This window comes from Streptomyces sp. NBC_01235 (assembly GCF_035989285.1).
In the GTDB taxonomy this organism is placed as follows: domain Bacteria; phylum Actinomycetota; class Actinomycetes; order Streptomycetales; family Streptomycetaceae; genus Streptomyces.
On sequence record NZ_CP108513.1, the window covers coordinates 7,481,256 to 7,505,412 of the forward strand.

19 protein-coding genes and 4 pseudogenes are annotated in these 24,157 nt (G+C 66.6%); 14 read left to right on the forward strand and 9 right to left on the reverse strand.

Translation table 11 applies throughout. From position 1 onward, the window contains the following. Nucleotides 1-306: 306 nt before the first annotated feature. From OG289_RS33770 to OG289_RS33800, 7 genes are all read left to right on the forward strand, one after another. A complete protein-coding gene (locus tag OG289_RS33770; protein ID WP_327317826.1) occupies nt 307-2,121 on the forward strand; it encodes a glycoside hydrolase family 35 protein in 1,815 nt (604 codons plus the stop codon). Continuing rightward, nucleotides 2,121-4,613, forward strand: coding sequence for a beta-galactosidase (locus OG289_RS33775; protein WP_327317827.1), 2,493 nt, complete (start codon nt 2,121-2,123; stop codon nt 4,611-4,613). Before OG289_RS33770 ends, OG289_RS33775 begins: the two co-directional genes overlap by 1 nt. A gap of 256 nt (nt 4,614-4,869) precedes the next feature. Beyond that, nucleotides 4,870-5,952 carry a LacI family DNA-binding transcriptional regulator gene (locus tag OG289_RS33780; protein WP_327317828.1) on the forward strand — a complete coding sequence of 361 codons (1,083 nt, stop codon included), beginning with the start codon at nt 4,870-4,872 and terminating at the stop codon, nt 5,950-5,952. 613 nt (nt 5,953-6,565) lie between these two features. Further along, nucleotides 6,566-7,474 (forward strand): alpha/beta fold hydrolase, encoded by a 909-nt coding sequence (locus tag OG289_RS33785; protein WP_327317829.1) that lies wholly within the window; start codon nt 6,566-6,568, stop codon nt 7,472-7,474. A gap of 239 nt (nt 7,475-7,713) precedes the next feature. Continuing rightward, nucleotides 7,714-7,887: a hypothetical protein gene (locus OG289_RS33790; protein ID WP_327317831.1), complete on the forward strand. Its 174-nt coding sequence runs from the start codon at nt 7,714-7,716 to the stop codon at nt 7,885-7,887. A 267-nt stretch (nt 7,888-8,154) separates the two neighbouring features. Then, on the forward strand, nt 8,155-9,393 hold the full coding sequence (locus OG289_RS33795; protein WP_327315785.1) for an IS256 family transposase: 1,239 nt from the start codon (nt 8,155-8,157) through the stop codon (nt 9,391-9,393). Nucleotides 9,394-9,452: 59 nt separating this feature from the next. Further along, nucleotides 9,453-10,346, forward strand: coding sequence for a nuclease-related domain-containing protein (locus tag OG289_RS33800; RefSeq protein WP_327320888.1), 894 nt, complete (start codon nt 9,453-9,455; stop codon nt 10,344-10,346). A gap of 401 nt (nt 10,347-10,747) precedes the next feature. Here OG289_RS33800 and OG289_RS33805 read toward each other — a convergent pair whose 3' ends face one another. Both OG289_RS33805 and OG289_RS33810 read right to left on the reverse strand, forming a co-directional pair. Beyond that, nucleotides 10,748-11,161, reverse strand: a complete 414-nt coding sequence (locus tag OG289_RS33805) for a type II toxin-antitoxin system VapC family toxin (protein WP_327317832.1) — start codon at nt 11,159-11,161, stop codon at nt 10,748-10,750. Then, entirely contained in the window at nt 11,158-11,421 is a 264-nt protein-coding gene (locus OG289_RS33810) for a CopG family transcriptional regulator (protein WP_327317833.1), read from the reverse strand. The genes OG289_RS33805 and OG289_RS33810 overlap by 4 nt, the downstream gene beginning before the upstream one ends. A gap of 322 nt (nt 11,422-11,743) precedes the next feature. Here OG289_RS33810 and OG289_RS33815 point away from each other — a divergent pair. Further along, nucleotides 11,744-12,315: pseudogene (locus OG289_RS33815) on the forward strand (hypothetical protein); the annotation flags it as partial. Here OG289_RS33815 and OG289_RS33820 read toward each other — a convergent pair. From OG289_RS33820 to OG289_RS33835, 4 genes are all read right to left on the reverse strand, one after another. Continuing rightward, nucleotides 12,254-13,561 carry a HEAT repeat domain-containing protein gene (locus tag OG289_RS33820; protein WP_327317834.1) on the reverse strand — a complete coding sequence of 436 codons (1,308 nt, stop codon included), beginning with the start codon at nt 13,559-13,561 and terminating at the stop codon, nt 12,254-12,256. The pseudogene OG289_RS33815 and the gene OG289_RS33820 sit on opposite strands and share 62 nt — an antisense overlap. Nucleotides 13,562-13,790: 229 nt before the next feature. Further along, a complete protein-coding gene (locus tag OG289_RS33825) occupies nt 13,791-14,336 on the reverse strand; it encodes a hypothetical protein (protein ID WP_327317835.1) in 546 nt (181 codons plus the stop codon). Between the two features lie 312 nt (nt 14,337-14,648). Next, nucleotides 14,649-15,041: a hypothetical protein gene (locus OG289_RS33830; RefSeq protein WP_327317836.1), complete on the reverse strand. Its 393-nt coding sequence runs from the start codon at nt 15,039-15,041 to the stop codon at nt 14,649-14,651. Between the two features lie 1,256 nt (nt 15,042-16,297). Then, nucleotides 16,298-16,462: a hypothetical protein gene (locus tag OG289_RS33835; protein WP_327317837.1), complete on the reverse strand. Its 165-nt coding sequence runs from the start codon at nt 16,460-16,462 to the stop codon at nt 16,298-16,300. Nucleotides 16,463-16,855: 393 nt separating this feature from the next. Between OG289_RS33835 and OG289_RS33840 the strand changes: the two genes are divergently transcribed. Beyond that, a complete protein-coding gene (locus OG289_RS33840) occupies nt 16,856-17,296 on the forward strand; it encodes a VOC family protein (RefSeq protein WP_037694117.1) in 441 nt (146 codons plus the stop codon). Between the two features lie 514 nt (nt 17,297-17,810). Next, a complete protein-coding gene (locus OG289_RS33845) occupies nt 17,811-18,080 on the forward strand; it encodes a hypothetical protein (RefSeq protein ID WP_327317838.1) in 270 nt (89 codons plus the stop codon). Between the two features lie 152 nt (nt 18,081-18,232). Here the strand turns inward: OG289_RS33845 and OG289_RS33850 are convergent, their stop codons facing one another. The 3 genes and pseudogenes from OG289_RS33850 to istA all read right to left on the reverse strand — a co-directional run bounded on the left by OG289_RS33850 (nt 18,233) and on the right by istA (nt 19,983). Further along, entirely contained in the window at nt 18,233-18,436 is a 204-nt protein-coding gene (locus OG289_RS33850; RefSeq protein WP_327317839.1) for an ATP-binding protein, read from the reverse strand. A 97-nt stretch (nt 18,437-18,533) separates the two neighbouring features. After that, nucleotides 18,534-18,722 (reverse strand): annotated as a pseudogene (locus OG289_RS33855) (IS21-like element ISAau2 family helper ATPase IstB); the annotation flags it as partial. After that, nucleotides 18,722-19,983: pseudogene (gene istA / locus OG289_RS33860) on the reverse strand (IS21 family transposase). The pseudogenes istA and OG289_RS33855, both read right to left, overlap by 1 nt. A 123-nt stretch (nt 19,984-20,106) precedes the next feature. Between istA and OG289_RS33865 the strand changes: the two are divergent. From OG289_RS33865 to OG289_RS49800, 4 genes and pseudogenes are all read left to right on the forward strand, one after another. Further along, nucleotides 20,107-20,319, forward strand: a pseudogene (locus OG289_RS33865) (tyrosine-type recombinase/integrase); the annotation flags it as partial. Nucleotides 20,320-21,017: 698 nt separating this feature from the next. Further along, nucleotides 21,018-21,803 carry a 5'-methylthioadenosine/S-adenosylhomocysteine nucleosidase family protein gene (locus OG289_RS33870; RefSeq protein WP_327317840.1) on the forward strand — a complete coding sequence of 262 codons (786 nt, stop codon included), beginning with the start codon at nt 21,018-21,020 and terminating at the stop codon, nt 21,801-21,803. Further along, on the forward strand, nt 21,800-23,746 hold the full coding sequence (locus tag OG289_RS33875) for an NACHT domain-containing protein (protein ID WP_327317841.1): 1,947 nt from the start codon (nt 21,800-21,802) through the stop codon (nt 23,744-23,746). The genes OG289_RS33870 and OG289_RS33875 overlap by 4 nt, the downstream gene beginning before the upstream one ends. Next, nucleotides 23,739-24,134 carry a cytidine deaminase family protein gene (locus tag OG289_RS49800; protein ID WP_442818993.1) on the forward strand — a complete coding sequence of 132 codons (396 nt, stop codon included), beginning with the start codon at nt 23,739-23,741 and terminating at the stop codon, nt 24,132-24,134. The genes OG289_RS33875 and OG289_RS49800 overlap by 8 nt, the downstream gene beginning before the upstream one ends. Nucleotides 24,135-24,157: the final 23 nt, after the last annotated feature.

A 24,157-nucleotide genomic window follows, 5' to 3' on the forward strand; every position in this document is an offset into this window, starting at 1 on the left:
GAGGGGAAGCCCACCCCCCGGCCGGAGGGGAAGCCCACCGCACCTCTAGCCGGAGGGGGAACCCCAACGCGCCCGAGGCCGCCCGTCCACGGGAGTGGGTCGTGGCGGTGCGGCGCAGCCCGTCGCTCAGCTCGTCCCAGCCACGTCCCACTGTGGCAGCGGACAGCAGTACGCCCAACACGCGACGGGCTCGCCGCACCGCCACGACCCCGACCCACCCACGGCCCCCAGGCGCAAGAGCCCCCTCACCCCGCACCGCCCAACCCCGCACCGCCCACCCCACCCCACCCCACCGAAGGGACCCGCATGCCCGCCCTCACCACGACCACAGACGGCTTCCTCCTCCACGGCGAACCGTTCCGCATCCTCTCCGGCGCCCTGCACTACTTCCGCGTCCACCCCGACCAGTGGACCGACCGACTCCACAAGGCCCGCCTCATGGGCCTCAACACGGTCGAGACGTACATCCCCTGGAACCTCCACCAGCCCGAACCCGGCACCCTGGTCCTCGACGGCCTCCTGGACCTGCCCCGCTTCCTCCGCCTGGCCGCCGCAGAGGGCCTGCACGTCCTCCTCCGCCCCGGCCCCTTCATCTGCGCCGAGTGGGACGGCGGCGGCCTGCCCCACTGGCTCACGACCACCACCAACACCACCCCCACCACCACCCCCACTGCCACCCCCACCCCCACCCCCACCCCCACCCCCGACATCCGCCTGCGCACCAGCGACCCCCGCTTCACGGACGTCATCGACCGCTACCTAGACCTCCTCCTCCCCCCACTCCTGTCGTACATGGCGGCGTCCGGCGGCCCCGTCATCGCCGTACAGGTGGAGAACGAGTACGGCGCCTACGGTGACGACGCCGCCTACCTCAAGCACATCGAGCATGCCCTCCGCTCACGCGGCATCGAGGAACTCCTCTTCACCTGCGACCAGACCGACGGCGACCACCTCAAGAACGGCACCCTCCCCGGCGTCCTGGCCACAGGCACCTTCGGCAGCCGCGTGGACGAGTCCCTCGCCCGCCTCCGCGAGGCCCAGCCCGAAGGCCCCCTGATGTGCTCGGAGTTCTGGATCGGCTGGTTCGACCACTGGGGCGGCCCGCACCACGGCCGGGACACCGCCGACGCGGCCGCGGACCTCGACCGGCTCCTCTCCGCGGGCGCCTCCGTCAACATCTACATGTTCCACGGCGGCACCAACTTCGGTTACACCAACGGCGCCAACCACCACCACGCCTACGCCCCCACCGTCACTTCCTACGACTACGACGCCCCGCTCACCGAAAGCGGCGACCCGGGCCCGAAGTACCACGCCTTCCGCGAGGTGATCGCCCGCCACACCACGCTCCCCACCGAGCCGGTACCGGCCCCCGCCCCCAAACTCCCGCTCACCACAGTGCGGTTGACGGGACGGGCCCCCCTCCTCTCGCACCTCGCACCCCCCGTACGCTCCACCGACCCCCTCACCGCCGACGAACTGGGACAGCGAGCCGGTTACGTCCTGTACCGCACCACGGTCCCGGTCAAGGGCGCCGGCCTCCTCCACTTCACCGGGGGAGTAGGAGACCGAGCCCAGGTCTTCCTGGACGGCGCCCCCGCAGGCGTCCTGGAACGCGAGCGCTACGACGAGACGCTGCCCGTCCACGTCCCCCGCGCCGGCGCCGTCCTCGACGTCCTCGTGGAGAACATGGGCCGGGTCAACTACGGCCCCCGCATCGGCGTCCCCAAGGGCCTGCTGGGCCCGGTCACCTTCGACGGCGCCCCCCTCCAGGGCTGGGACACCCACCCCCTGCCCCTGGACGACGTACCGAACACGATCGAGTTCACGCCGCCGACCACCCCCACCTCCGCCGAACCGGCCTTCCACCACGGCACGTTCGACGTATCGACCCCGGCCGACACCTTCCTCTCCCTCCCCGGCTGGACCAAGGGCCAGGCCTGGATCAACGGCTTCCACCTGGGCCGCTACTGGAACCGCGGCCCCCAACGCACCCTCTACGTCCCCGCCCCCGTCCTGCGCCCCGGCACCAACGACCTCGTCCTCCTCGAACTCCACGGCACCACCACCCCCGAGGCCCACCTCACCGACACCCCCGACCTCGGCCCGGAGCAGCACTGATGCATGCACTGACGCAGCACCGCGCACACATCCCCGCCCCCTCCGCACCCCCACTGCGCGGCCACCTTCCCTTCACAGACGCCCCCACCGCCCCCGACCCCATCGAGGTGACCAGCCGCTGGCTGACCCGGGGCGGCCGCCCCTGGTTCCCGGTGTCGGGCGAGTTCCACTACTCCCGCTACCCGGCCGAGGACTGGGAGGAGGAGCTCCTGAAGATGAAGGCGGGCGGCATCACGGCCGTAGCCTCGTACATCATCTGGATCCACCACCAGGAGGCAGAGAACCGCATCCGCTTCGACACCGACCGCAACCTCGACCTGCGCCGCTTCGCCCAGCTCTGCGCCCGCCACGGCCTCGACTTCATCCCCCGCATCGGCCCGTGGTCCCACGCGGAGGTCCGCAACGGCGGTCTCCCCGACTGGGTACTGGCCCGCACGACGGCCACCCGCACGGACGACCCGGCATACCTGGCCGCCGTACGCCCCTGGTTCGAAGCCATCGCCACTCAACTCCACGACCTCGACCGGGCGAACGACGGCCCGATCATCGCGATCCAGATCGAGAACGAGCTCTACGACCGCCCAGCCCACCTCCTGACCCTGAAACGCATGGCCCAGGAGGCCGGCCTCTCCGCACCCCTGTGGACCTCGACGGCCTGGGGCGGAGTCCACCTCCCCGACGACGAACTGCTCCCGCTCTACGGCGGCTACCCGGAGGCCTTCTGGACCGAGGCCGACGGCGGCTGGCCCGACACCTGCCGCAAGCACTTCTTCTTCACCCATCAGCGGGACGACGAGGGCATCGGCGCCGACCTGCGTCCGACGACCGTACGTGGCACGGATCCCGAGACCTACGCGGAGAGGTTCCCCTGGGCCACCTGCGAGCTGGGCGGCGGAATGGCGGTCGCCTACCACCGCCGCCCGCGCGTCGACGCAGCCGACATCGGCGCCCTCGGCCTCACGAAGATCGGCTGCGGCTCGGTCTGGCAGGGCTACTACATGTTCCACGGAGGCACCAACCCCACCGGGGACCTGACGTCTCTCCAGGAGTCCCACGCCACCGCCTACCCCAACGACCTCCCCGTCCTGACGTACGACTTCCAGGCCCCACTCGGCGAGTACGGCCAGTACCGTCCCTCCTACGACGAACTCCGCCTGCAACACCTGCTCCTGGCGGACTTCGGCGAACTGATCGCCCCCATGCGGTCGGTGCTGCCGGACGGCGTCCCCCAAGGCCAGCACGACCGCGAGACCCTGCGCTGGGCGGTCCGGAGCGACGGACGCACGTCGGGTTTCCTCTTCGTGACCAACCACCAGCCGCACGAGCCACTCCCGGACCACCCGGACACGACCTTCACGGTCGCCTTCCCCGAGGCCCCGCCACTCACCCTCCCCAGCACCCCCGTCACCGTCCCCGCGGGCGCCTACTTCTGCTGGCCCCTGCGCCTGGAAGTGGCGGGCCTCCGCATCGACTGGGCCACCGCCCAGCCGGTGTGCACGATCGAGGACGACGACGGCCGTACGGTCCTGGTCCTGGCCGCGACGGACGGCATCACCCCCGAACTGGCCCTGGACGCAAGAACGGTGAGGTCACTCACCACCCCCACCACGGAAGCCGTGACCACGGAGGCCGTCACCACGGAAGCGGTAACCACCGAAGCCACAACCACCGACAACGACCGCATCCTGATCAAAGGCCTGCGCCCCGGCACGGACGCCCTGGTCGAGGTGGAGACACCGACCGGCACCAGGGTCGCTCTCCTCGTCCTGGACGCGACCACGGCCCGCACCGCCTACAAGGGCGAGGCCTGGGGAGCCCAACGCCTCGTCCTGTGCCCCGACGGCGTGGTCTTCGACACGCCGAACGGCGAGGTACGAATCCACCCCCGCACCCCCTCCGACACGCCCCCGACGACCCCCTTCTCCCTCTCGCTCCTCCCCGCCCCCCACCACCCGCCGAAGACACCCGGCGCCACCCTGAAGGAGAGCCAGGACGGCCCCCTGACCCGCTACACCCTGACCCCCGACGAGAAAGAGCAAGCTCCCCCCACACAGCCCCCCGCCAGACCCCTCACCCCCACCCCCACCCTCACCCGGCTCCGCCCACCGGGCCCACCCCCCACCCCCGAAACGGGCGTACTGGGCCGGGCAAGCGCCCCCAAGGACGAGCACTACGACAAGACGGCGGCCGTCTACCGCATCGACGTCCCGAACACCGCCCCACCGCCCGGCACCCTGCTGCGCCTGCACTGGACCGGCGACGTGGCCCGCGCCTACGCGGGGGACAAGCTGATCGCGGACCAGTTCTTCACGGGCCGCCCATGGGACATATCGCTCGACGGGCTTCCCCCGGGCGAGCCCGTCGTGGTCAAGATCCTCCCTCTCGCCGCCGACGCGGCGGTCCATCTCCCCGTCCCCCCGTCACCCGGCACAGCCGAGATAGGGCACGCCGAACGGCTCACGACCCGCACCTGGAGGCTCACCACGGCCTGACCCTCACCCCCGCCACCCGCCCGGCCTATCCTGTGGATCCGCCGGGCGGCACCGCGACTGCCCGGAGCGAACCCGGAACCAGAGCCGAACCCGGAACCAGAACCAGAACCAGAAGAAGAGCCGGACCCGGAGCGAAACCCGAGGCCAGCACCAGGCCTCCGACCCGGACCCCGCCCCTACCCTCTGGCCCTGGCTCTGGCCCCGCCCCCGGCGCCGGCCCCGACCCCGGACCAGTCCGAAGGAAGAAGCCCCCACCATGACCCGAAGCGCCGCCGACGGCCCGGCGACCAGGGGACGCAGCAGACGCAACTTCGCGGGCGCCCGCCCCGTGATGGACGACGTCGCGAAACTGGCCGGCGTCTCCAAGCAGACCGTCTCCCGGGTGCTCAACGACAACCCGGCCGTCCGCGCGGAGACCCGGGAGGCGGTCCAGGCGGCCATGCGCACACTCGGCTACCGCCCCAGCAGCAGCGCGCGCTCGCTGGCCAGCGGCCGCACCCGCATGCTCGGCGTGATCTCGTTCGACGCGGCCCGCTACGGCCCCGCCTCGACCCTGACCGCGATCAACACGGCGGCGCAGGAGGCCGGTTACCTGGTCAGCTCGATCGCCCTGGACACCGCGGACCGGGACACCGTCGTACGCGCGGCGGACCGTCTGTCGGCTGAGGGCGCCGACGGCGTGATCGCGATCGCCCCCCAGGTCCGGGTGGCCCGGGCGCTCGCCGAGGCCCGCCTGGACACCCCCCTCGTCGTCATGGACAACGACCTCGGCGACGGCACCCCCATGGTCACCTCGGACGCCCGCACCGGCGCCCGCAAGGCGACGCAGCACCTCCTGTCCCTCGGCCACCCCACGGTCCGCCACCTCGCCGGCCCGACGGGCTGGACCTCGGCGGACCGCAGGGCGGAGAGCTGGCGCGCCACACTCAAGGAGGCCGGAGCCGAGGTCCGCACCCCGCTCTTCGGCGACTGGAGCGCAGACTCCGGCTACGACCTGGGCCGGAAACTGGCGAAGGACCGGACCCTCACCGCGATCTTCGTCTCGAACGACCAGATGGCCCTCGGCGTCCTGCGCGCCCTGCACGAGGCGGGCCGCCGGGTCCCGGAGGACGTCAGCGTCGTCGGCTACGACGACATCCCGGAAGCCGCCCACTTCCTCCCCCCGCTGACCACGATCCGCACGGACTTCACGGACATCGGCACCATCTCCCTCCGCATCCTCCTGAACCGCATCGACACCCCATCGGCCCCCGAACCCCCCTTGACGCTCGTCCCCGTCGACCTACGCATCCGCCACAGCACGGCTGCCCACCCCACTTCTCCAACCCCCAGGACCTGACAGCGAAGCCGGCCCCTCAGGGCCCGAGCCGAAGACGCTGCCCGGGTCCGGCCGGCGAAGTGGTGGCGTTGGCGGTGTCGCCGAACACGTCTCCGAGCTGGGCCTGCCACCCTGGCTCACCAAGCGTGGCCATGGCTGTCGTACTCGGTCGGCGTGACCGTCACCGACGCCATCCACCAGGCCGTCCTCGGTTCCCGCCTCCGCCTGGACGGTGGCCGTCGAGCCGGGCGGCGAGATCCGCGACGGCGCCTGGGCGGCCGAGCCGGACGACGACTGCCTCAAGGGCACACCCTCCCGAACAGCGGCTGACCAGCAGATCCACCCGCCCCGACGAGCCTGGGCCCCCTCCGGAACCGTGGAACCCGGCGCCCGCCCGACGCGACAGCCGGGCCCCTGCCCTGCCCAACAAGCCGCGAAAGATCGAGGCCGACGTCCGGCAAACTACTGGGCCCCGGAGTACTGGACGAGTAGTTCCGAATCCCGGTCGTGCACCCCGGAATGAAAGGAGGGTGTCCAAGATCGCGGCTGGCTCCCTCTACAGCCCGTCTCTTGTGGCCCTGCGGTGATCGGTTGGGTCGCGGTCGGAGGGGCCGCTGTTGCACGGGGAGACAGCATGGGCACAAAGGGCCGCGTCGGTTCTTTTGCGAGCGACGAGGCACGGAGGCGCTTCCTCGCCGCCTACGAACGGGCGATGAGTTCATGGCCGACTCCGCGCGAGGAGCGGGACGTCGAAACCCGTTACGGCACCACCCGGATCTACGCTCACGGCACGGGGGATGGGACGCCGATCGTGTTACTGCACGGGCAGAACGCGACACCGGCCGTCTGGGCGTCGAACGTCACCGCGCTCGCCGCCGGCCGTTGCGTGCTCGCGGTGGACCGGGTGGGCGAGCCCGGCCGCAGTACGCAGACCGCCCCGATCCGCACGGCCGAGGACACCGCGCGATGGTTCGACGAGGTGCTGAGCGGACTTGGTGTGGAGCGAGTCCACCTGGTCGGCTTCTCGTACGGCGGATGGGTGGCGCTCAACCACGCCGTGCACACCCCAGGGAAGGTTGCCTCGGTAACCCTGGTGGAACCCGCAGGCGCCCTGGCCCGCTTCCGGCCGACGTTCCTGCTGGGGGTGATCGCCGCGGTGGCCAGCGGTTCGCATAGCTATCAGCGCCGCTGGTTCGGCAGGCCCGTCGGGGGCACGGGCGAGGGCGCCGAGGCGACCGAAGCGATGACGCGCGTGTCGTTGGAGGCGCTGCGCTCCTTCCGCGGGCGGCTGCCCGCCCCGCGGTTGCTCACCGACGAGGAGTTGCCCTCGGTGAAGGCGCCGGTCATGGTGCTGCTCGGTGACGCCAGTCGAGCCACGGAGGCCAGCCGCGCGCAGGCAAGGGCACAGGGACTCCTGGCGGACGTGCGGACGGAGATCGTCCCCGGGGTGGGTCATGCAATGCCGGTGAAGGTGCTCAACGACCGGGTGCCCGCGTTCCTGTGCGACGTGGAGGCACGCATCTCAGGCGGCGCTTCGCAGTGACCTCCCCAGATGACGCCAAGCCGTGCGAGCGGCACGCGGGCCGCTTCCTCCACCACAGACCGTAGCCGAAAGGCACTCGGCGCTCCCCCAACAGGGCGGCCGGCCACTGCGGTTCCGGCCCCCTCGTCATCCTCCAGACCCGCGGGACCTCGGCCGTCCCCGATCGGCGCATCCCGCGGGGCGGTTTTGCCATCTGCCCCAAGGGCACACGGCCAGTGAGACTCCGCGGAGGTACCGAGATGAGTGCCGGAGAAAGAGCCAAAGCAAAGGCCGAACGGGTCGTCGGAAAGACCGTGCGGAAGGCGGCCCACGCGGTGCACAAGGAAACCCTCGCAGCAAAGGGCGCCGCTCTCGAAGCGCGGGGCATGATGCGGGCCGCGAAAGAAGGGACCAAGGGTTCCTTCAAGCACTGACAAGTTCATGACGGTCCTGCATCGTGGTCGTGTGGCACCGACGACAAGGGAGTGGCCATTCCATCGAGCCGGGATGCACGGTGTCGCATGTCATCCCCTCCACACCTGCGACCGCCCACACGCGGCATGATGGGGTTACGTCCAGGGAAGTGGTGTACGGGTTCGACCTGATCCGGGGGTTTGCTCCGGCATCGGGATGGTGCCCGCATAGATGAACGGCCACCGGCTGATCTTCGAAGTGTCGAAGCCTCGAAGGAGATCAGCACGATGACCGCACCTGACAGTCTGCCCCTGCACGCCCTCGCCGAGGACAACCTCGCCGCGGCGAGTCCCGATCTGCTGCGCGCGATGATCAAGACGTTCGCCGATGCGCTCATGTCCGCGGAGGCCGACGCCCTCTGCAATGCCGAATACGGGCAGGTCAGCGACGAACGCGTCAACCACCGCAACGGCTACCGCCCACGCGAGTGGGACACGAGGGCCGGCACCGTCGAACTGGCCGTCCCCAAGCTGCGCCAGGGCAGTTACTTCCCGCACTGGCTCCTCGAACGGCGCCGCCGGGCCGAGCAGGCCCTGATCTCGGTGGTCGCCACCGCCTACCTGCTCGGCGTCTCCACCCGCCGAGTCGAGAAGCTCGCCGAGTCCCTCGGCGTCACCCAGCTGTCGAAGTCGCAGGTCAGCGCGATGGCCAAGCACCTGGACGAGCAGGTCGCCGCGTTCCGCAACCGGCCCCTCGACGCCGGACCCTACGCGTTCGTCTGGGTCGACGCACTGACCCAGAAGGTCCGCGAGGGCGGCCGCATCATCAACGTCCACGCGCTGATCGCGGTCGGAGTCAATGCCGACGGCCACCGCGAGATCCTCGGCATCGACGTCGCCACCGCCGAGGACGGTGCCGGCTGGCTCGCCTTCCTGCGTTCCCTGACCGCCCGTGGCCTGTCCGGCGTCCAGCTGGTCGTCTCCGACGCCCACACCGGCCTGGTGAACGCGATCGGCGCTGTCCTGCCCGGCGCCTCCTGGCAGCGATGCCGCACGCATTACGCCCGGAATCTGCTCAGCCAGGTGCCGAAGTCCGCCCAGCCCTGGGTGGCCACACTGCTGCGGACGGTCTTCGAACAGCCCGATGCCGACGCCGTCCAGGCCCAGATGCGACATGTGCTGGACGCGATGGAGGCCAAGTTCCCCAAGGCGGCAGCCCACTTGGACTCCGCCCAGCACGAACTGCTGGCGTTCACCGCGTTCCCCCGCGAGATCTGGCGGCAGATCTGGTCGAACAATCCGCAGGAGCGACTGAACAAGGAAATCCGCCGCCGCACCGACGTGGTCGGCATCTTCCCCGACCGCACCGCCCTCATCCGACTCGTCGGCGCGGTGCTGGCCGAGCAGAACGACGAGTGGACCGAAGCCCGCCGATACATGGGACTCGACCTGCTCGCCAAGACCCGCCTCCACCCGATCGAGTCACAAACCGACGACACCGTCCTCCCGACCGAACTCACCGCATAACCTCAAAACGAGATCACCGAGTGGCCGTCAATACACCACTCCAGCGGACGTGACCCATGATGGCCCCCGCCGTCGGGCGGATTCAAGGGGGCCTCGTGGAGCTCAAGGGCACGCGGTGGAAGCGGCACGGACATGATCGCCTGTATGCGAGCCTGCCTGATGGCACCGCGGCCGGTTGGGCGGACCTGAGAACGGGGGACATCACGGTCTTGCGCGCTGAGTATCGCGACGACGTGATCGCCGTGCTGACACACCACTCACAGACCAACCCCGAGCCAGTCCTGCGAGAGACGGCACCCGAGGCTGAAGCAGCGCGTCCGATGCCGCCGCCGCTGACGCCGGCCGACGACCTGGCCGTCAACCCTCCCGGTGCGTCCCTCCATGAGCTGCTCCATAGATCTGGCCCGGGTCCAATGGCGCGAGTCGTCTCAAGGCTTCTGCGGCGCCCCACAGAGTGGGACTCCTGGCGGAAGGGTCTGGCGGGGGAGCGGCGGGTGGGAGCCGAGCTGAACCGCTTGGCGCGCCACGGCTGGCGGGTCCTGCACTCCATCCCCCTGGCCAACAACGTGGACGTCGATCACTTGCTGATCGGGCCCGATGGGGTGTTCAGCATCAATACAAAGCACCACCACAAAAAGGCCGTATGGGTCGGCGACGATGCCGTGAAGGTCGATCACGGAAAACCGGCGCCCTACGCACGCAAGAGCCGGGCGGAGGCCAAGCGAGTAATCAGAGTGCTTGAGCACTATTGCGGCTTTCCCGTACCGGTGGAGCCAGTGCTCGTCTTCGTCGGCGTGACCGATCTGAAGGTGGTCGCCACGCAGCTCAGCGTGCGGGTGTACCAGGAACGCCAAGTAGCGGCACTGGCACCGCTCTCAGGGGTGCTGACGCCCGAACAGGTCGAGCAGGTGTACCGCGTGGCCCGCCATCGCCAGGCTTGGAGCCGGGCCTGAGCCGGTGCGCGTTCGGGGCGGGAGCTGCTCCATGGAGCATGACGAAGGCTTTCGCCAGGTGAAAGGTGGGAGTTTTGTGCCTGCCCTGGTGAGCGGTTGGGGAGGATACGAGATTCGAACTCGTAATGCCCACACACGCTTTCCAAGCCTGTCGGTGGGCTGCGGGGCAGAGTGCAGGGCCGTTCACCTGCGTTCATGGTCGGCTGGTCACCGGCACGGGGCCGACCGACTGCAGGTCCTGCTTGAACGGCCGTGAACGGGCTGAATGAGACGGAATCTGAGACGGACGGCCCTGGTCTTCTGGCCACCGTGCGGGGCAGTTCCTGCGGACAACTCGCGGTGCAGGTAGGGCGTGTCAGGTGCCGTGCCGTGTCGATCCGTGCAACCAGCCGGTGCAACCCTCAAATCTTGATGACGGTGGCACGTCCACCACACAGTGCGGTGAGATCCTCCGGGTCGGATGTGAGCACGGTGACGGGGGTGTGGGCGGCGAGGGCGGTGGCGCTGAGCATGGCGTCGATGGCGTACTTGTGGCCGTGCAGGCCGGCGTCGGCGAGGAGATCGGCCGCGTGGCGGGCGATGGCTTCGGTGACCGGTTCGACGACAAGCCGGGACAGCGTCCACGTCAGGGCCGGTCGGTTGATCCGGGGGTGGACCACCTCGACAAGTGTTGCCGCAGAGGTGATTACCCGCAGGTCTTCGGCGCGGGCGAGGGCGAGCCAGCCGGTGACGGTGCGGTCACGCAGGACGGCCTTGGCCAGCCCTTCACTGTCGAGGACCAGGGTGCCGCCGGGGATGGCGGGGGAGCGGGTCACGCGGCGTTCGCCCCGCCTTGCGTCTGCTCCTGGCGGGCCTGGTGGAGCTGATCGCGTAGAGCCTGGATCTCTTCGTCGGTGACGGGTCCGTGCTCGGCCTCTGCGACCTGGATGATTTCGTTGAGGTTGTCGCGTTCGATCTGGCGGGCCACGGCAGCGGCCACATAGGCGGACAGTCCGGAGGGGCCGCTGCGGGCCTTGGCCGCTTCCGCGATGTCGCGCGGCATGGTGATCGAATACTTGCCGGTGGCCTCAGACATGCCCCTTATCCTACCTCTTATCCTCCTGACGGCCGGGCGGCTCGGCCAGGAGATTCGCCGTATGACTCGGCTACTTGCGATTGCGCGTTGCCTGACGTGCACACCGGGACCTCGGAGGACGCCTTTGTGACCTGACCTGGATGCGTTCACCTGGTTGGCGAGGCGGTGGATGCCATGAGCCGTTCGATATCCCAAACGGGTGGGGTCGGCAGCCGGAGGCTCGGCGGCAGGACCGCGAGGGGGCCGCGGCTCGGTAGAAAGAGTCCCGCAGGACGTGCGACGGACGTCAGGACCCTGGCCGATGAACTTGGTGCCGCGTTCGTCCGCGCTGTCCGTCGCCGACAAGGACGGGAAGACGACCGCCGTCACGGATCTGCGCCCGGACGACGTGAGCGTGCAGCTGCGCGGGCCGGTCGACGCGTTGCCTACTGGTTCCCCCGAGCACGCTGCCGCCCTGGCCGAGTACCGCGACGCCCTGACGGGGCTGCGCAACCGGCCGGGTGGCTTCTGGATCGCCGGGCCCGACCACCGAGCGGCCGAACATGCCCTCACCGGGTCCGTGCCGCTGGAATCACCGAATCACCGACCTCCGTGACCTTGCTCAGCGACGGCGCTACGCGACTCGTCGATCTCTTCGAACTCGCCACCTGGCAAGAGGCGTTGGACATCCTCGGGGAGTCCGGGCCAGACGAACTGATCCGCCGCGCACGGCAGGCCGAGGCCGGCGACCCAGACGGCCGTCGCTGGCCACGCGGCAAAGCACAGGATGAAGCCACCGCCCTGCACTGGGTGCTGCCCCACCAGCCGGCGTTGCCCCTGCTGTCGCCCTTGCTCAGATGCGGTAGGCCCCCGCTGGTACGCCATGGGCGAGGCCGTACGGAGTCAGGGCGATGACGCCGGTTCCCCGTGATGGTGTGTCGGGGCCGATGTGCAGGGGGCTGACGTCATAGGAGCGGGCGAGGTCGGCGGCCATGTCGTGCGCGGCCCACCGCCATTCGTCTTCGTCGTCCTGGCTCTCTTGCGCGGCGTCCCAGTCGGGCGTGAGGCCCAGTTCCACACGGCGGGCCCGTTCGTACGGCAGGGGCTCGCCGAGGGTGAGCAATTCGTCCTCGCCTTCGCCTGTTTCGCAGTACCGCCGGATCACGGTGCCCTGCTCGGCGATGAGCCAGGCGGAGCCGTCGCCCTGGCCGCCGTAGTAGTACGCGTGTGCCTGGCCGTAGCGGGCGCTGAGTTCGGTGCACAGGCGCAGGACCTCCTCGCTTCGCTCCTCGCCGCACGGGTCGGACCATGCGCCGAGGATGAGGGTCCAGCCGTCGAGCTCGGGCGTCACGAAGACCCGTTCGTAGCCGTTGTGGGGGTCGTCCGTGCCGCAGCCGTGGCCGTCGGCGTCGACGATGTCGTTGCCGAGAGCGAAAGTCACGGGTCTGGGGTCGACCAGGCCAAGGGTCTGCATGATTCCGGCCTGGTCACCGCTCGGGACGGCCATCCAGTGATTCCAGCACGCCCACATCCCTTCGGGGCGGTCGTCCGGGAGCTTGACGCGGATGAGTCGTTCGATCGCGGCCACGTCGGCGCGGGACAGCGCCGGTTCGCCGCCCAGCTCGGCGAGCACGGTCAGCGCCCGCGCCCGCTGCCGGCCCGGCCCTCGTTCCCGGATGCGCTGGAGCAGGGGGATCATGTGCTCGCCTTGGAGGATCAGGGCGTCCTGCGCCTGTCGGGCGACCCTCTGGTCAGGGTCGCCGAGCAGCCGGAGCAGGGCAGGGGCGGCGGACCGGGCGTCGTCGCCGCAGCGCTGGAGCCCGAGGACAGCCATCCGGCGCACGTGTGGCACGGGATGGGAGAGGGCTGCGGTGTAGCCGTCAACGGCAGCCGAGCCAAGGCAGGAGAACGCGAAGCCGACTCGCTTGCGGGAGCTCTCGGTTGACGCGGAGGCAAGACCCCGGAGCAGGCCGTCGAAGGCTGCGTTCCCCATCCGCTCGAGTACGTCGGCGACCGGTCGCCAGTCGACGGAGGAGTCCTTGTCCGTCAGTTCCTGGACCAGCCGTTCCACCCCGTCGGCGCCCAGGGCGACCAAGGCGTCCGCCGCCGCCTTGCGTCCGTCTGGCGCTCCGAGGTCCTTTATCAAGTCGGTGTCCACCACGTTCCCTCCAGCAAGGTCGACCGGCCCTCGGGCGTCATGATCCGGCACAGGTCTGACATTGCCTGAACCGCCCAGCTTGCATACCCCCCAGACAGTTCGGTCGTCCCGCCCTCTAGACCTAGGCGACGCCGAGTCGTGGCCCTTTGGTCTCGGAGGCGACGGCGCTGCAAACACTGTGGCCCAAAAGTACTGAGCGGCCTCCGAAGCTTGTTGGCTCGCAGGGCATCAGTCAGAACGGCGCACGTAGCCGACGAACGGCTTTGAGAGACAGTACGGCGAAGACGGCTGCCACGGACCAAGCGGAGACCACTATCCAGAAAGAGAGGCCGAGGTGGTGCGCATCCATTCGGCCAGTCCACGAAAAGGGGCCGATGGCAGCCAGGGAGACAAAGGATATTCCGGGGAAGAGTAGGTAGTATGGATGCGTCAACCGTGCCACTTCACTGCCAGGTTTATGCCGGATTAGCCACGACTCCCAACCCAACCCGCCAGGCACCTTTGGAATCAGTTCCTCATCGATATAACTCGCTATGCCTTCAATTGCGCGAAAAAGAGAAGCCATGATCTCGCTGGACGCATAGGAGATAAAAGGGATTACGAGGAGAACTGGCCACCGGGCTCCTCCAGAGAGCGCTATGGAGAATACGACGCTTACGGCAGTCATGTGAAGTGCAAGCACTTGATGCTGCAAATTGATCCTGGTAGTGATCTCAGTCCTGAGTGCGGAATATTCAGCAAGAGCACCTGCGTAAACATCTTGATCGGTCTCAGTCATCGTCACTCCTCAAGGTGCGGCAGTGCCGTCATTCGTGTGAGGCGACGCAAGTTAGCGGATGAAGGTAGGGCGCATCAGGAGCGCACACGTGCACATCGCGGGAATGTTTCCCACCTGCCTCAAAACCTCCAACCAGTCAGCCGAGCGGTGCACGCTTTCCAACTGTGGTGGTGGGGTGATGGGCGGCGTGCGAGGTCGTTCACCTGCGTTCATGGGCGGCTGGCCTGTGGGGCGAGCCTGACGCGTGGCCTCCTTTGAACGCCCGTGAACGGGGCTGAACGAGAAGGAAACTGAGACGGCGGCGCGTGCCGCCTATGGGCACGGCAGGTCGTGGGGCAGGTCACAGACGTCGTCCCGCATGTGCAGCCTGCGGAGGTCCTGGACCAGTCCGGAGGGGTAGGGATGCATCACCCACTTGGCGCGATAGCCGGCCTCGCCATGCTCCGTTAGCACAGTGTGGGCCGCTTTCAAAACAGCGTGAGCGAACGCCGGACGCGGATAGGTCGACTGCCAAATCACCGTGCCGTGGGAGTCCGGAAGGTCGGGGCTGACGGCGACGTCGGGGAACTTGTAGACAGTCACGTTGATCGCGTCATCCGTTGTGCGGAGCACCCAGCGAAGCTCCTGCGGCTCGGCGTCGAAGAAGAACCGGGCTGAGGGCTGCTGCCCGTACAGCTCGCCCGTTCCCGCTACGAGGTCCGCCAACGCGTCAGTGCAGTAACTGGCCATCACCGAAGCCGTCTGAGAGCCATCGGCCAGGTGGCATCGTGCCCAACCATGACCCACGAGTTCCCACTTCAACTGAAGGGCACCGGCTGACCCTTGATCCATCGACACAGGCCCAGGCTAATGGCATCGATTGGCCAGGTTCGCGCCCGCCCCCCCGGGCCTGAGCTTGGGAAGCTTGGGTTCTCTGGCATGGGTCGCCGCGCTGACCTTGCACGCTGGGAACAGAACCGTCCAGGCTTTACCACCAGCGCAAAAGATGACCGAGAAGCCAGACCATACCACCCACGACTACGGCGGGGAGAGTGGTGAGCATTTCCCAACTATTGATTCGGATTTCGATGAGCTGGGTTAGTCGGGCGCGCTGACCATGAGTTGCTGGTGCGCGTTCTTCGAAAGATGTGTTGCTTACTGAGGCTCGTAGCCAGACCGTCGGGTCTGAGCCATCTACAAGGAAGATATACGTCATTGTCTGACGTCGGTGCAGCGGAGTCGCCGTTGACAGGTAGAGGCTCTGATGTGCCAGCGTGGCTCGGAGCACACGCTGAGCAGAAGGCTGGGAAGCCTCGTTGAGGAGCGCGACTACATCGGCTGTCGTTGTGACCTCTACCGGCTGTCCGTTGAAGTGAGCCGGTTCCACGTCCTTGTTGCCAACGTTGCTGATCTCCAGCTCAACCACGTGGGGCGCGGCGAGGGGCATGCCCCCGTGGCTGATAGTCAGTGCACCGTGTGCAGCCTCATGCGTTAGCGTGCTGACTCGGGCAGACCAGTGCACTTTGCGTCGTGGCCACACAGCCCGGTAGCCAAGCCAGCCAATGAAAAGCGCTGTTGGGATCGCGAGTACTGTGGCGACGGCCCCTAGCCCGGTCCAGAAGCTGTCGCTGGGAGCGTCGAATGCAAGCGGCAACATAGTCGTTCTTATACAGTCAAGAGTGTGCCTTCTGGCGCAATTTTGCGGAATTAGAACGAGGCGACGAGGCTGGCGGCGCGTCGGCCGCCGCACCGCCGCGGGGTGATGGTCGGTGGTGCATGCGGCGGAGTATCGACTCGGGAAGCTGCGGCACTCTGAGGCTTGCTGGCGCACTGACCTGGGCGAACGGCTGGTTTAGGGCCTCTGCGGACTCGTCTGCTTCACAGTGATTCCCCGCTGCTCCCCGCTGGATCTGGTGCCCTTGTGGTGCAGTAGTGGTGCGCTCGGACGGAGACTGACCAGCGGGCCACGGTCATGTAGTGCCTCACCACTTCCGCCACTTGTCCGTGAGCTGATAGCGGCGGAGGCAGTGCCGAGCGGTCACCGCAGCGACATCGACACCGCACTCGGTAAGGGCCTGGTCCACGTACAGGCACAGTGCCTCTCGCTCGTCGGTGTCGAGGGCGCCGCCGTGATCCGCTTCGTTCACGGCATTCAGGTAGAGAACGGCGCGCTCCAACGCGGCGAAGACCCGTGCATCATCTGCGTTCAGCCGGGCCGACTCCGCTTCGAACGTGTCGAGGACGGCGTCGATCGCCCAAAGCTAGATTTCGGGGTAGAGCCCGATCATGTCCGTACAGTCGGGTTCAAGCCTGCCGGCGGCAAGCTCTTGGGCCTCCTCGGCCATACCGGCGTGGGCCTTCGTGGGAGCCATTCTCATCGTGCTGGCGGTGGGTTGGTACATCCGGATGAATCTCACCTGAGGCGCGATCCAGATTTTTCGACGTTCGGCGGGCTGCGGATGTCGAGAACGTGCCACCGGCTCCGTCCCAGGGACATCAGCGGCCACCACCGGCCGCACGACGAAGAAGGAGAAACCAGCATGGCGATTCAGCGGATGGACAACGTCGGCATCGTCGTCGAGGACATGGATGCCGCTATCGCGTTCTTCGTGGAACTCGGTATGGAGCTGGAGGGCAGGGCGGAGGTCGAGGGCCTCTTCGCCGACCAGTGCACCGGACTCGACGGCGTCCGCTGTGACATCGCGATGGTCCGGACCCCAGACGGTCACAGCCGGCTCGAGCTGGCGAAGTACCGCAGCCCCGCGGTGATCAGCGCCGGGCCGCGCAACCGGCCGCACAACATTCTGGGCACGCACCGCGTCATGTTCGCCGTCGACGACATCGAGGACACCGTTGCCCGCCTGCGCCCTCATGGCGCCGAACTCGTCGGCGAGATCGCCCGGTTCGAGGACAGCTATCTGCTCTGCTACCTCCGCGGCCCGGAGGGCATCATCGTCGGACTGGCCGAGCAACTGCGCTGAGAAGGAGGAACCGAACCATGCAGCCGAACGGAAGCCATGAGATGGACCTCGCAGAGAGGTGGCTCGCCACCTCTGAAGTCGTTCCTTAGCGTGGGCGGGAGCTGCCATGGGGCGAGTGATCACGGCCGATTGAGCTGATGGCGAGTCGGGCAGTCTGTGGACCTGCCCGTCTTGTGTGCGTGCGCCTCGTGGTCCTACGGGTGCTAACGGTTCTCCTCTTCCAAGCCGGATCACGGTGGCACGCTCGGCGTGAGCTTGCCCGCGGTGGTGGGCCATGGCCCAAGGGGCAGAAGGGCGGCCGGCATCCCGCGGCGATCGGGCAGGCGCGAGCGGAGCGAGCCCTTGAACCAGTGGAGAAAGCTTGAATCATGGTCTGGCTGCTGGCGCTCTCACTGGGTGATCGAGACGAGCATCGTTGCAGCGCGGGACCTGGAGGGAGGATGGTCGCGTGCTTCCATCTCGACTGCTGTGGTGTGACCCCAGGCCCATCCCCAGGTTCAACCGACAGGACCCGGTGACGCAGATTGTGTGTGATCCCGACTTCTACGAGCCGGTGGACGAGGACGACTGCTCAGCGTTTTCGTACTTCTGTCAGACCCATGACCGCTTCTACTGGCACGACGACTGTGGGGAAGGGGCGCATCTCATCGCCCTTCATTGCGAACGGCACGGGCCCGAGAACATGTGGCCTCAGCCCCTCATGATGGCGTTCCCGGAAGGGTTCTCCCCTCCGCTCAGTGACGTGCAACTGGCCTGGGTGCGATCGGAGCAGGACGCTTCCTGAGATCTGCGGGACAGACAGACCTTGGGGCATCGGGAGATCGCTGCTCCCTGGTGTAAGACCCTGGGTATGGGGAGTGAACGGCTGTCAGCGACGCGTGAATCGTGACCCAGTTCCGACGCTTGGGTTCTAACGCTTGTCGCAACATTCCTTGATCATTGTGGAGTGTTGATGGCGAGGCGGGTGACCCACTGGGCGGCGGTGGCGAAGGCGACCCGGTGGCCGGCCTGACAAGCCCGGATGCCGAGCCCGGTGGCGAGATGGGTCTTGCCGGTGCCGGGCGGCCCAAGGAAGATCACGTTCTCCTTCCCGACGACGAAGTCCAGCGTCCCCAGATGCGCGATGACCTCGCGTTTCACGGACCGCTGGTGGTCGAAGTCGAAGTCCTCCAGCGGGCTTGCGGGAGGGGAATCGAGCCGCCCGGATGCGGCCCTCGGCGCCGTGGGAGTCGCGGGCGGCGACCTCCCGCTGCAGGCAGGCGGCCAGATACTCCTCGTGGCTCCAGCCTTCATCGCGAGCCCGCTCGGCGAGCCGGGCCGCCGCATCCCGCAGGGCCGGGGCCTTCAACGCCTTGGTCAGATAGATCAGTTCGGAGCCGACGTCGCGGCTGGTCCTGGCCTGGTTCGTGCCGTTCTTCGTGCTCATCACGCTGCCCCTTCACCCGTGCTCAGCCCGCCGTCGATGACACCGAAGATCCGGTCGTAGGTGTCCAGCGACCGCTCCTCGACCTCCGTCACGTCCACCGGCGCCTGCTTCGTGCCGGCGGCCTTCTTGCGGGCGGCCGCTGCAGCGGCCGCGTGGTCCGGGTCCGTGATGGTCTGGTGATGGTCTGGTGGCGGGCCCAGCTGCGGGCATGGCGGGCGACCTCGACGCCGTCGCAGGTCACCAGGACCTGGTCCAGGTCGGCGGCGACTTCGATGCGGCGGCCGACGGCCAGCGGATGCACCGAGTAGTCGCAGGTGTCCAGGCGGACGTAGTGGTCCCGGGGCAGCCGCAGTGATGCCTTCCACCAGCCCGGCGGGGCGATCGGCGGCAGGCTCAGCATCCGGGAGCGGTCCGCTTCCAGCCGGTCCGCCGGGCGGGCCTGCAAGGTGCGGTGGATGCGCCGGTTCGCCCTGGTCAGCCAGTCGGCGAGCTGGATGTTGAAGTCGGCCGGCGAGGTGAACACCCGCCCGGGCAAAAACGACGTCTCGAGGTATCCGGTGGCCCGTTCGACCAGGCCCTTGGCCTCTGGATCCCGGGGCTTGCAGAGCAGGAACTTGATGCCCATCAGTCCGGCGAACGCGGCGAAGTCATCGGTGAGTTGGGGGCCACCGGACCGCCAGGAGCCGACGGCTCCCTCGTTGTCCCAGACCAGCACCCGTGGGACGGCGCCCAGCTCGGTCAGCAGTCGCCAGTGCCCGGCGATCAGGTCGGCCGCCGACCTGGAGGGCAGCATCCGTGCGGTGATCCACCGCGAGTAGCCCGCGACCATGACCAGCACGGGCGGCCGCCCGACCTGGCCAAAGCCGAGCGGGATGTCGGCGGGCGGGAACCACAGGTCGCACTGGCTGATCTCGCCCGGCTCATAGACCGTCCGCGAAGCCGGATCCGCGGGCCGATAGGCCGGCCGCAAATCCCGGACGCGGTCCTTGAGCACGGTCAGGCCCCGGTCCCAGCCGATCCGCTCGGCGATCACCGTCGCCGGCATCTCCGGCCATTGCTCAAGCAGTTCGCGGATCTGCGGCTCGACCGCGTCCACGATCGAGCCCTTCGGCGCCCGCTGGTACTTCCGCGGCGCGTCGTCCGCGATCGCCCTGCGGACGGTATTCCTCGAGATCCCCAGCTTCCTCGCGATCGCCCGCACCGGCATCTGCTCGGCCCGGTGAAGCCGGCGGATCTCCGCCCAGTCCTCCACGCTGATCACCACTCCTCCCGGCCTGACTCAACGAGCCAGACCCCTGGAAGGGGTCAACTTTCAAGCGTCGCTACTGGTCCAGTTTTCAGCCGTCGCCGACAAACGGCATGAGTTGATGAAGGCGCTTGGGGCCCGTACGACCTGCGGCACGCGGCGCTGTCGTCCTGGCTCAACGCCGGCGTGGACCCCACCGAGGTTGCGGAGCGCGCGGGCAACAGTGTTGAAGTCCTCCTGAGCCGGTACGCCAAGTGACTCGATGGCCGACAGGACGTCGCCAATCGCCGGATCGCCGAACTCCTCGGCGAGGACGGCGACCAGGAGCACGAGCCCGGCCACGGGACCTGATCCGACACACGCACCTGCGGCATGATGGCCCCTGGACTTCGGTCCGGGAGCCTCGTCGTTTCCCGGGGTCCACCTGCGGTTTTCTGTCCTGCGGTCTGGCCGCGAATAGGCCGCGGGCTCCGACATACGGCCGCTCCGAGTGGCACCTGCCTGCACATACGCGAAGACCCCGGCCTCAGCGTTTCCGCTGGTGACGGGGTCTTTGGGCACCTGATAAGGGGTGCCCCCGGCAGGATTCGAACCTGCGCACACGGCTCCGGAGTGAGTGCGCTGATCGCGTCTCACGAACGCGTTGACCTGCAGAGGAGCCCGCTCGGGGGTGCGGTAGGTCGCTCAGTGTGTCGGAGGTGTGTCGCGCTCTTGATCAGCTTGTGCCAGTAGGAGCGGGCATCCGAGGTTCACTCTGGTCGTTGCCGACGGAGTGCGTCTGGCGTGCGGGGGCGCATCAGGGTTGTGCGCCAGCCCTTCCCACCCCGTGCCGCGCAGTCCATTCAGGCGTCCTCGAGCCGTTGCTGTCCAGCGCTGTTGCCCAAGCGAGGGATACCCGTGGCGTCCATCTGCCGCCCACGCAGTGGCCGAAGTAGCATCTGCGACTACGGCGCGAGAGCGTTGAGGGTGATGGGGTTGACTCTAGGGGGGACTCAATGCCGCTTACCGGTGGACGACTTGGCCACGCCCGAGTGGCCGTTCTGACAGCCGTGCAGGAGGAGAGCGAAGCCTTCAGAGCGGTTGGGGGCCTAACCCAGCGCCTTCGGGGGAAGCCCTATTACGTCCCTGAGGGGAGCGACCCCAAGTACCCGGACGTCGTTCACCGAGAGATCGATCGGAATAATATCCAGTCAGGTGAAAAGGTTAGAGATGTAATCGAGCACTGGCAGCCAGAACTTCTAGTACTGTGTGGGATCGCTGGGGGCATTAATGGGCGTGCAGATGTTTCAGTCGGCGACGTAATCATTCCCCCGTATATCCACTACTGCTCTTTTGCTAAGTTGAGCAGCCAAGGATCGCGTCGACGATATATCCCGTTTGACTATCCATCCATTAACCTCCATCAGGACTACGTGGCCCCCCTGAGGGATGACCACTCGTGGCTCACGGATTCACTAAGGGATGAACTCCCTGAAGGTTGTCACCCCAAGGTTCACATCGAAAGCCTTGTAGCTGGAGACAAAATCTATGGCGATCCCGATTCGGAGGAACAGCGGCGAATTGTGCAGGAATATGATGAAGCTGTAGCTATTGACATGGAGTCAGTGGGGCTCTGTCGTGGGGTAGCTGCCTCCAGAAATAACCCCCAATATAATCCACGCCTACTCATCGTCCGAAGCGTGTCAGATATAATTGATGACCCGCAAAACGATGAGAGTCGCAAACTCTGGCGACCTTACGCTTGTTCCATCGCGAGTACTTTCACGTGGCGAGTCGTAACAGATATCGTGGAAATGGAGCCAGACCCACGGCGTACTCCGGAGGTTGCGGCATGACCGCCACTAGGCAAGAGGCAGCAGTCTGGGAACGCATGAAAGCGGATGCCCTCGACTTCTTCACAAAGATGATTCGCGGGCGCACTCCCTTTAGTCTGACAATCGCACTTCCAGACTCGTACGATCAGCTGATTTCTGGGCAATGGGACCGAGTGGCGCCGGAAGAGGAGCTTGCTCAGCTAGCCATTGACTCTGGTCGAGTCCTCCTCTCCGCGGAAGCCGGAAGCGGCAAGACGCACCTTCTTGCGCGAGCCGGCTCGTCAGCCGCAGGAGGTGCCGACAATGTAATTCCCATCTGGATTCCGCTGCGAGATCTCCCGTCAGCGATCAGGAGCACAGCACCTGAATCCTTTGTTCAAGCGCTGATCGGCCTGAGTCGTCCATCAGTGAAGCCGGTACTTACCAGTTCGTCGGAAGTTCCGACGCTGCTGCTCCTTGCAGACGGTCTAAATGAGATTCCTAGAGAACTATCGCAGCCCGCACTCGATGCGCTAGACGAACTGGCCAGAAGGTTCCCTTTTATCAGCGTCATCGTTACCGAACGTCTGGTCAGGCGGCCAGTACCACTCGACCGTTGGAGCCTCGCGACTGTACTTCCTTTGTCGAAAGCGCAGGTCGAAAAATTCTGGAGTGCCACCCAGAAAGTCGGAAGACCGTCAAATGCGACGCTTGAATTGTTCAAGAATCCATTCTTTCTCGACAAGGCAACGACTTTTCATCTGACTGACGGCAGCGCGGCTAAGATGATCGAGTCCTACTTCTCGAAGATGGCGCGAGTGAACGATGCAGGACTCAACATGCTAGGCGAGGTCTGTTATGCGTCGTATTCTCGCGAAAGGGGAATGTTGATCCCGTTGGCGGACTTCGCGGATCGCGTAGAACCGTCTCTCTTTGAGACTCTCAAAGAGAATGAACTAGTCCGGACGAGCAGTACCTTCGTTTGGTTCGCCCACCACCTATTTCACGACTTCCTCGCCTCTCGCCACCTGGTACGGCACAGGAGCTCCTGGGGTCCTGAAGCATTTGATGTCGTCACTACGGGTGCCGCTTCGTTTGATTCCCTGCGCCTAGCCGTGGATCAGATCCACGATCCTGTAGTTGCGGACGACTTTGTGCGACTGGTGTACGACTGGAATTACTTCGGCGCGGCGTACTCTTTGGTCCCTGGGCGCGTTACGCGCGAAATGCAGGTGGAACTTCTCGCCATGCTTGCCGATAAGCGCTGGGATCCTGTCGCAGCGACTGTGCAGGCAGTTACTGATGCTCTAAGGCTTAACGGGTCAGCGACTGCTAAGAAAATGTTGGCTGCTTCCAGCAGGACCGAGCTATTCCGAGTTATCGAAGAGGTGCCTTCTTTCAACCCATCCTTCATCCGATGGAGAACCATTTTCACCTTTCAAGACGGTGAATATGTCGGGGCTGACATAGTCGAAAGTCTGGCTTCTAATGATCCTATCGAGGCTTGGACTTTGGCCAACGTCCTCAGAAGGTGCAGGCTGACGACGGAAGGGGAGAAAAAGCTTCTCAGTATTGCCCGACACGAGTCGTCCGTAACACGCTGGCGCGTTGTTCACGTGTTGGGACTTCATCCGAGCCGAGCTACCGCCGAGGTAGTCGAGTCCTTGATTGTTGATCCCGATAGGTGGGTGAGATATGGAGCCGTACGCGCGTTGGTCGAAGTAGCCGCGAACACGGATGACTCTTCCTTGAGGAGTCAAATTGTGGCGTGGCTCGGGGAGCAAATCGCTGCAGACAGCCTTGATACAAAGATGCTGCAAGAACTGGCCAGAGTCCTCGATGTCCGACCGCAGCCCCTTGATTGGCCACAAGCTGTTGCGCCACTTGTGCAACAACTTGCAAGCACGTCCCGTAACTCGTTCCAGCAAGATAGGTGGAATACTCTGATGGCGAACATTTCCTCTGGTGGGAGCTCCAATGAGTGAGCTGACGCAGGAGCAACGAAGGTCCTTGTCCCTCGCCGCGTGGGAAGCGCGCTCCCACGCAAGGGTTCACGGCCCAACGCCAGTTGGTTGTGCGGCATTGGCCGATGATGGACGCATCTACCAGGGGTGTAATGTCGAGCACAGGTTCAGGTCTCACGACATCCATGCGGAGACAAACGCCATCTCGTCTCTTGTGGCTGCTGGCTCCCGAAAGGTCATTGCTGTCCTAATCGCGGCCGAACGGGAAAGGTTCACGCCATGCGGAAGCTGCATGGATTGGGTTTTTGAGATCGGTGGAGATGATTGCTGGGTGATCAGCGAGCGGCGTCCCGGAGAAGTTAATCACGAGCTTCACGCAAGTGATTTGATGCCTTTCTATCCACATTGAGCGTGCAGGAAACAATGGGCAGG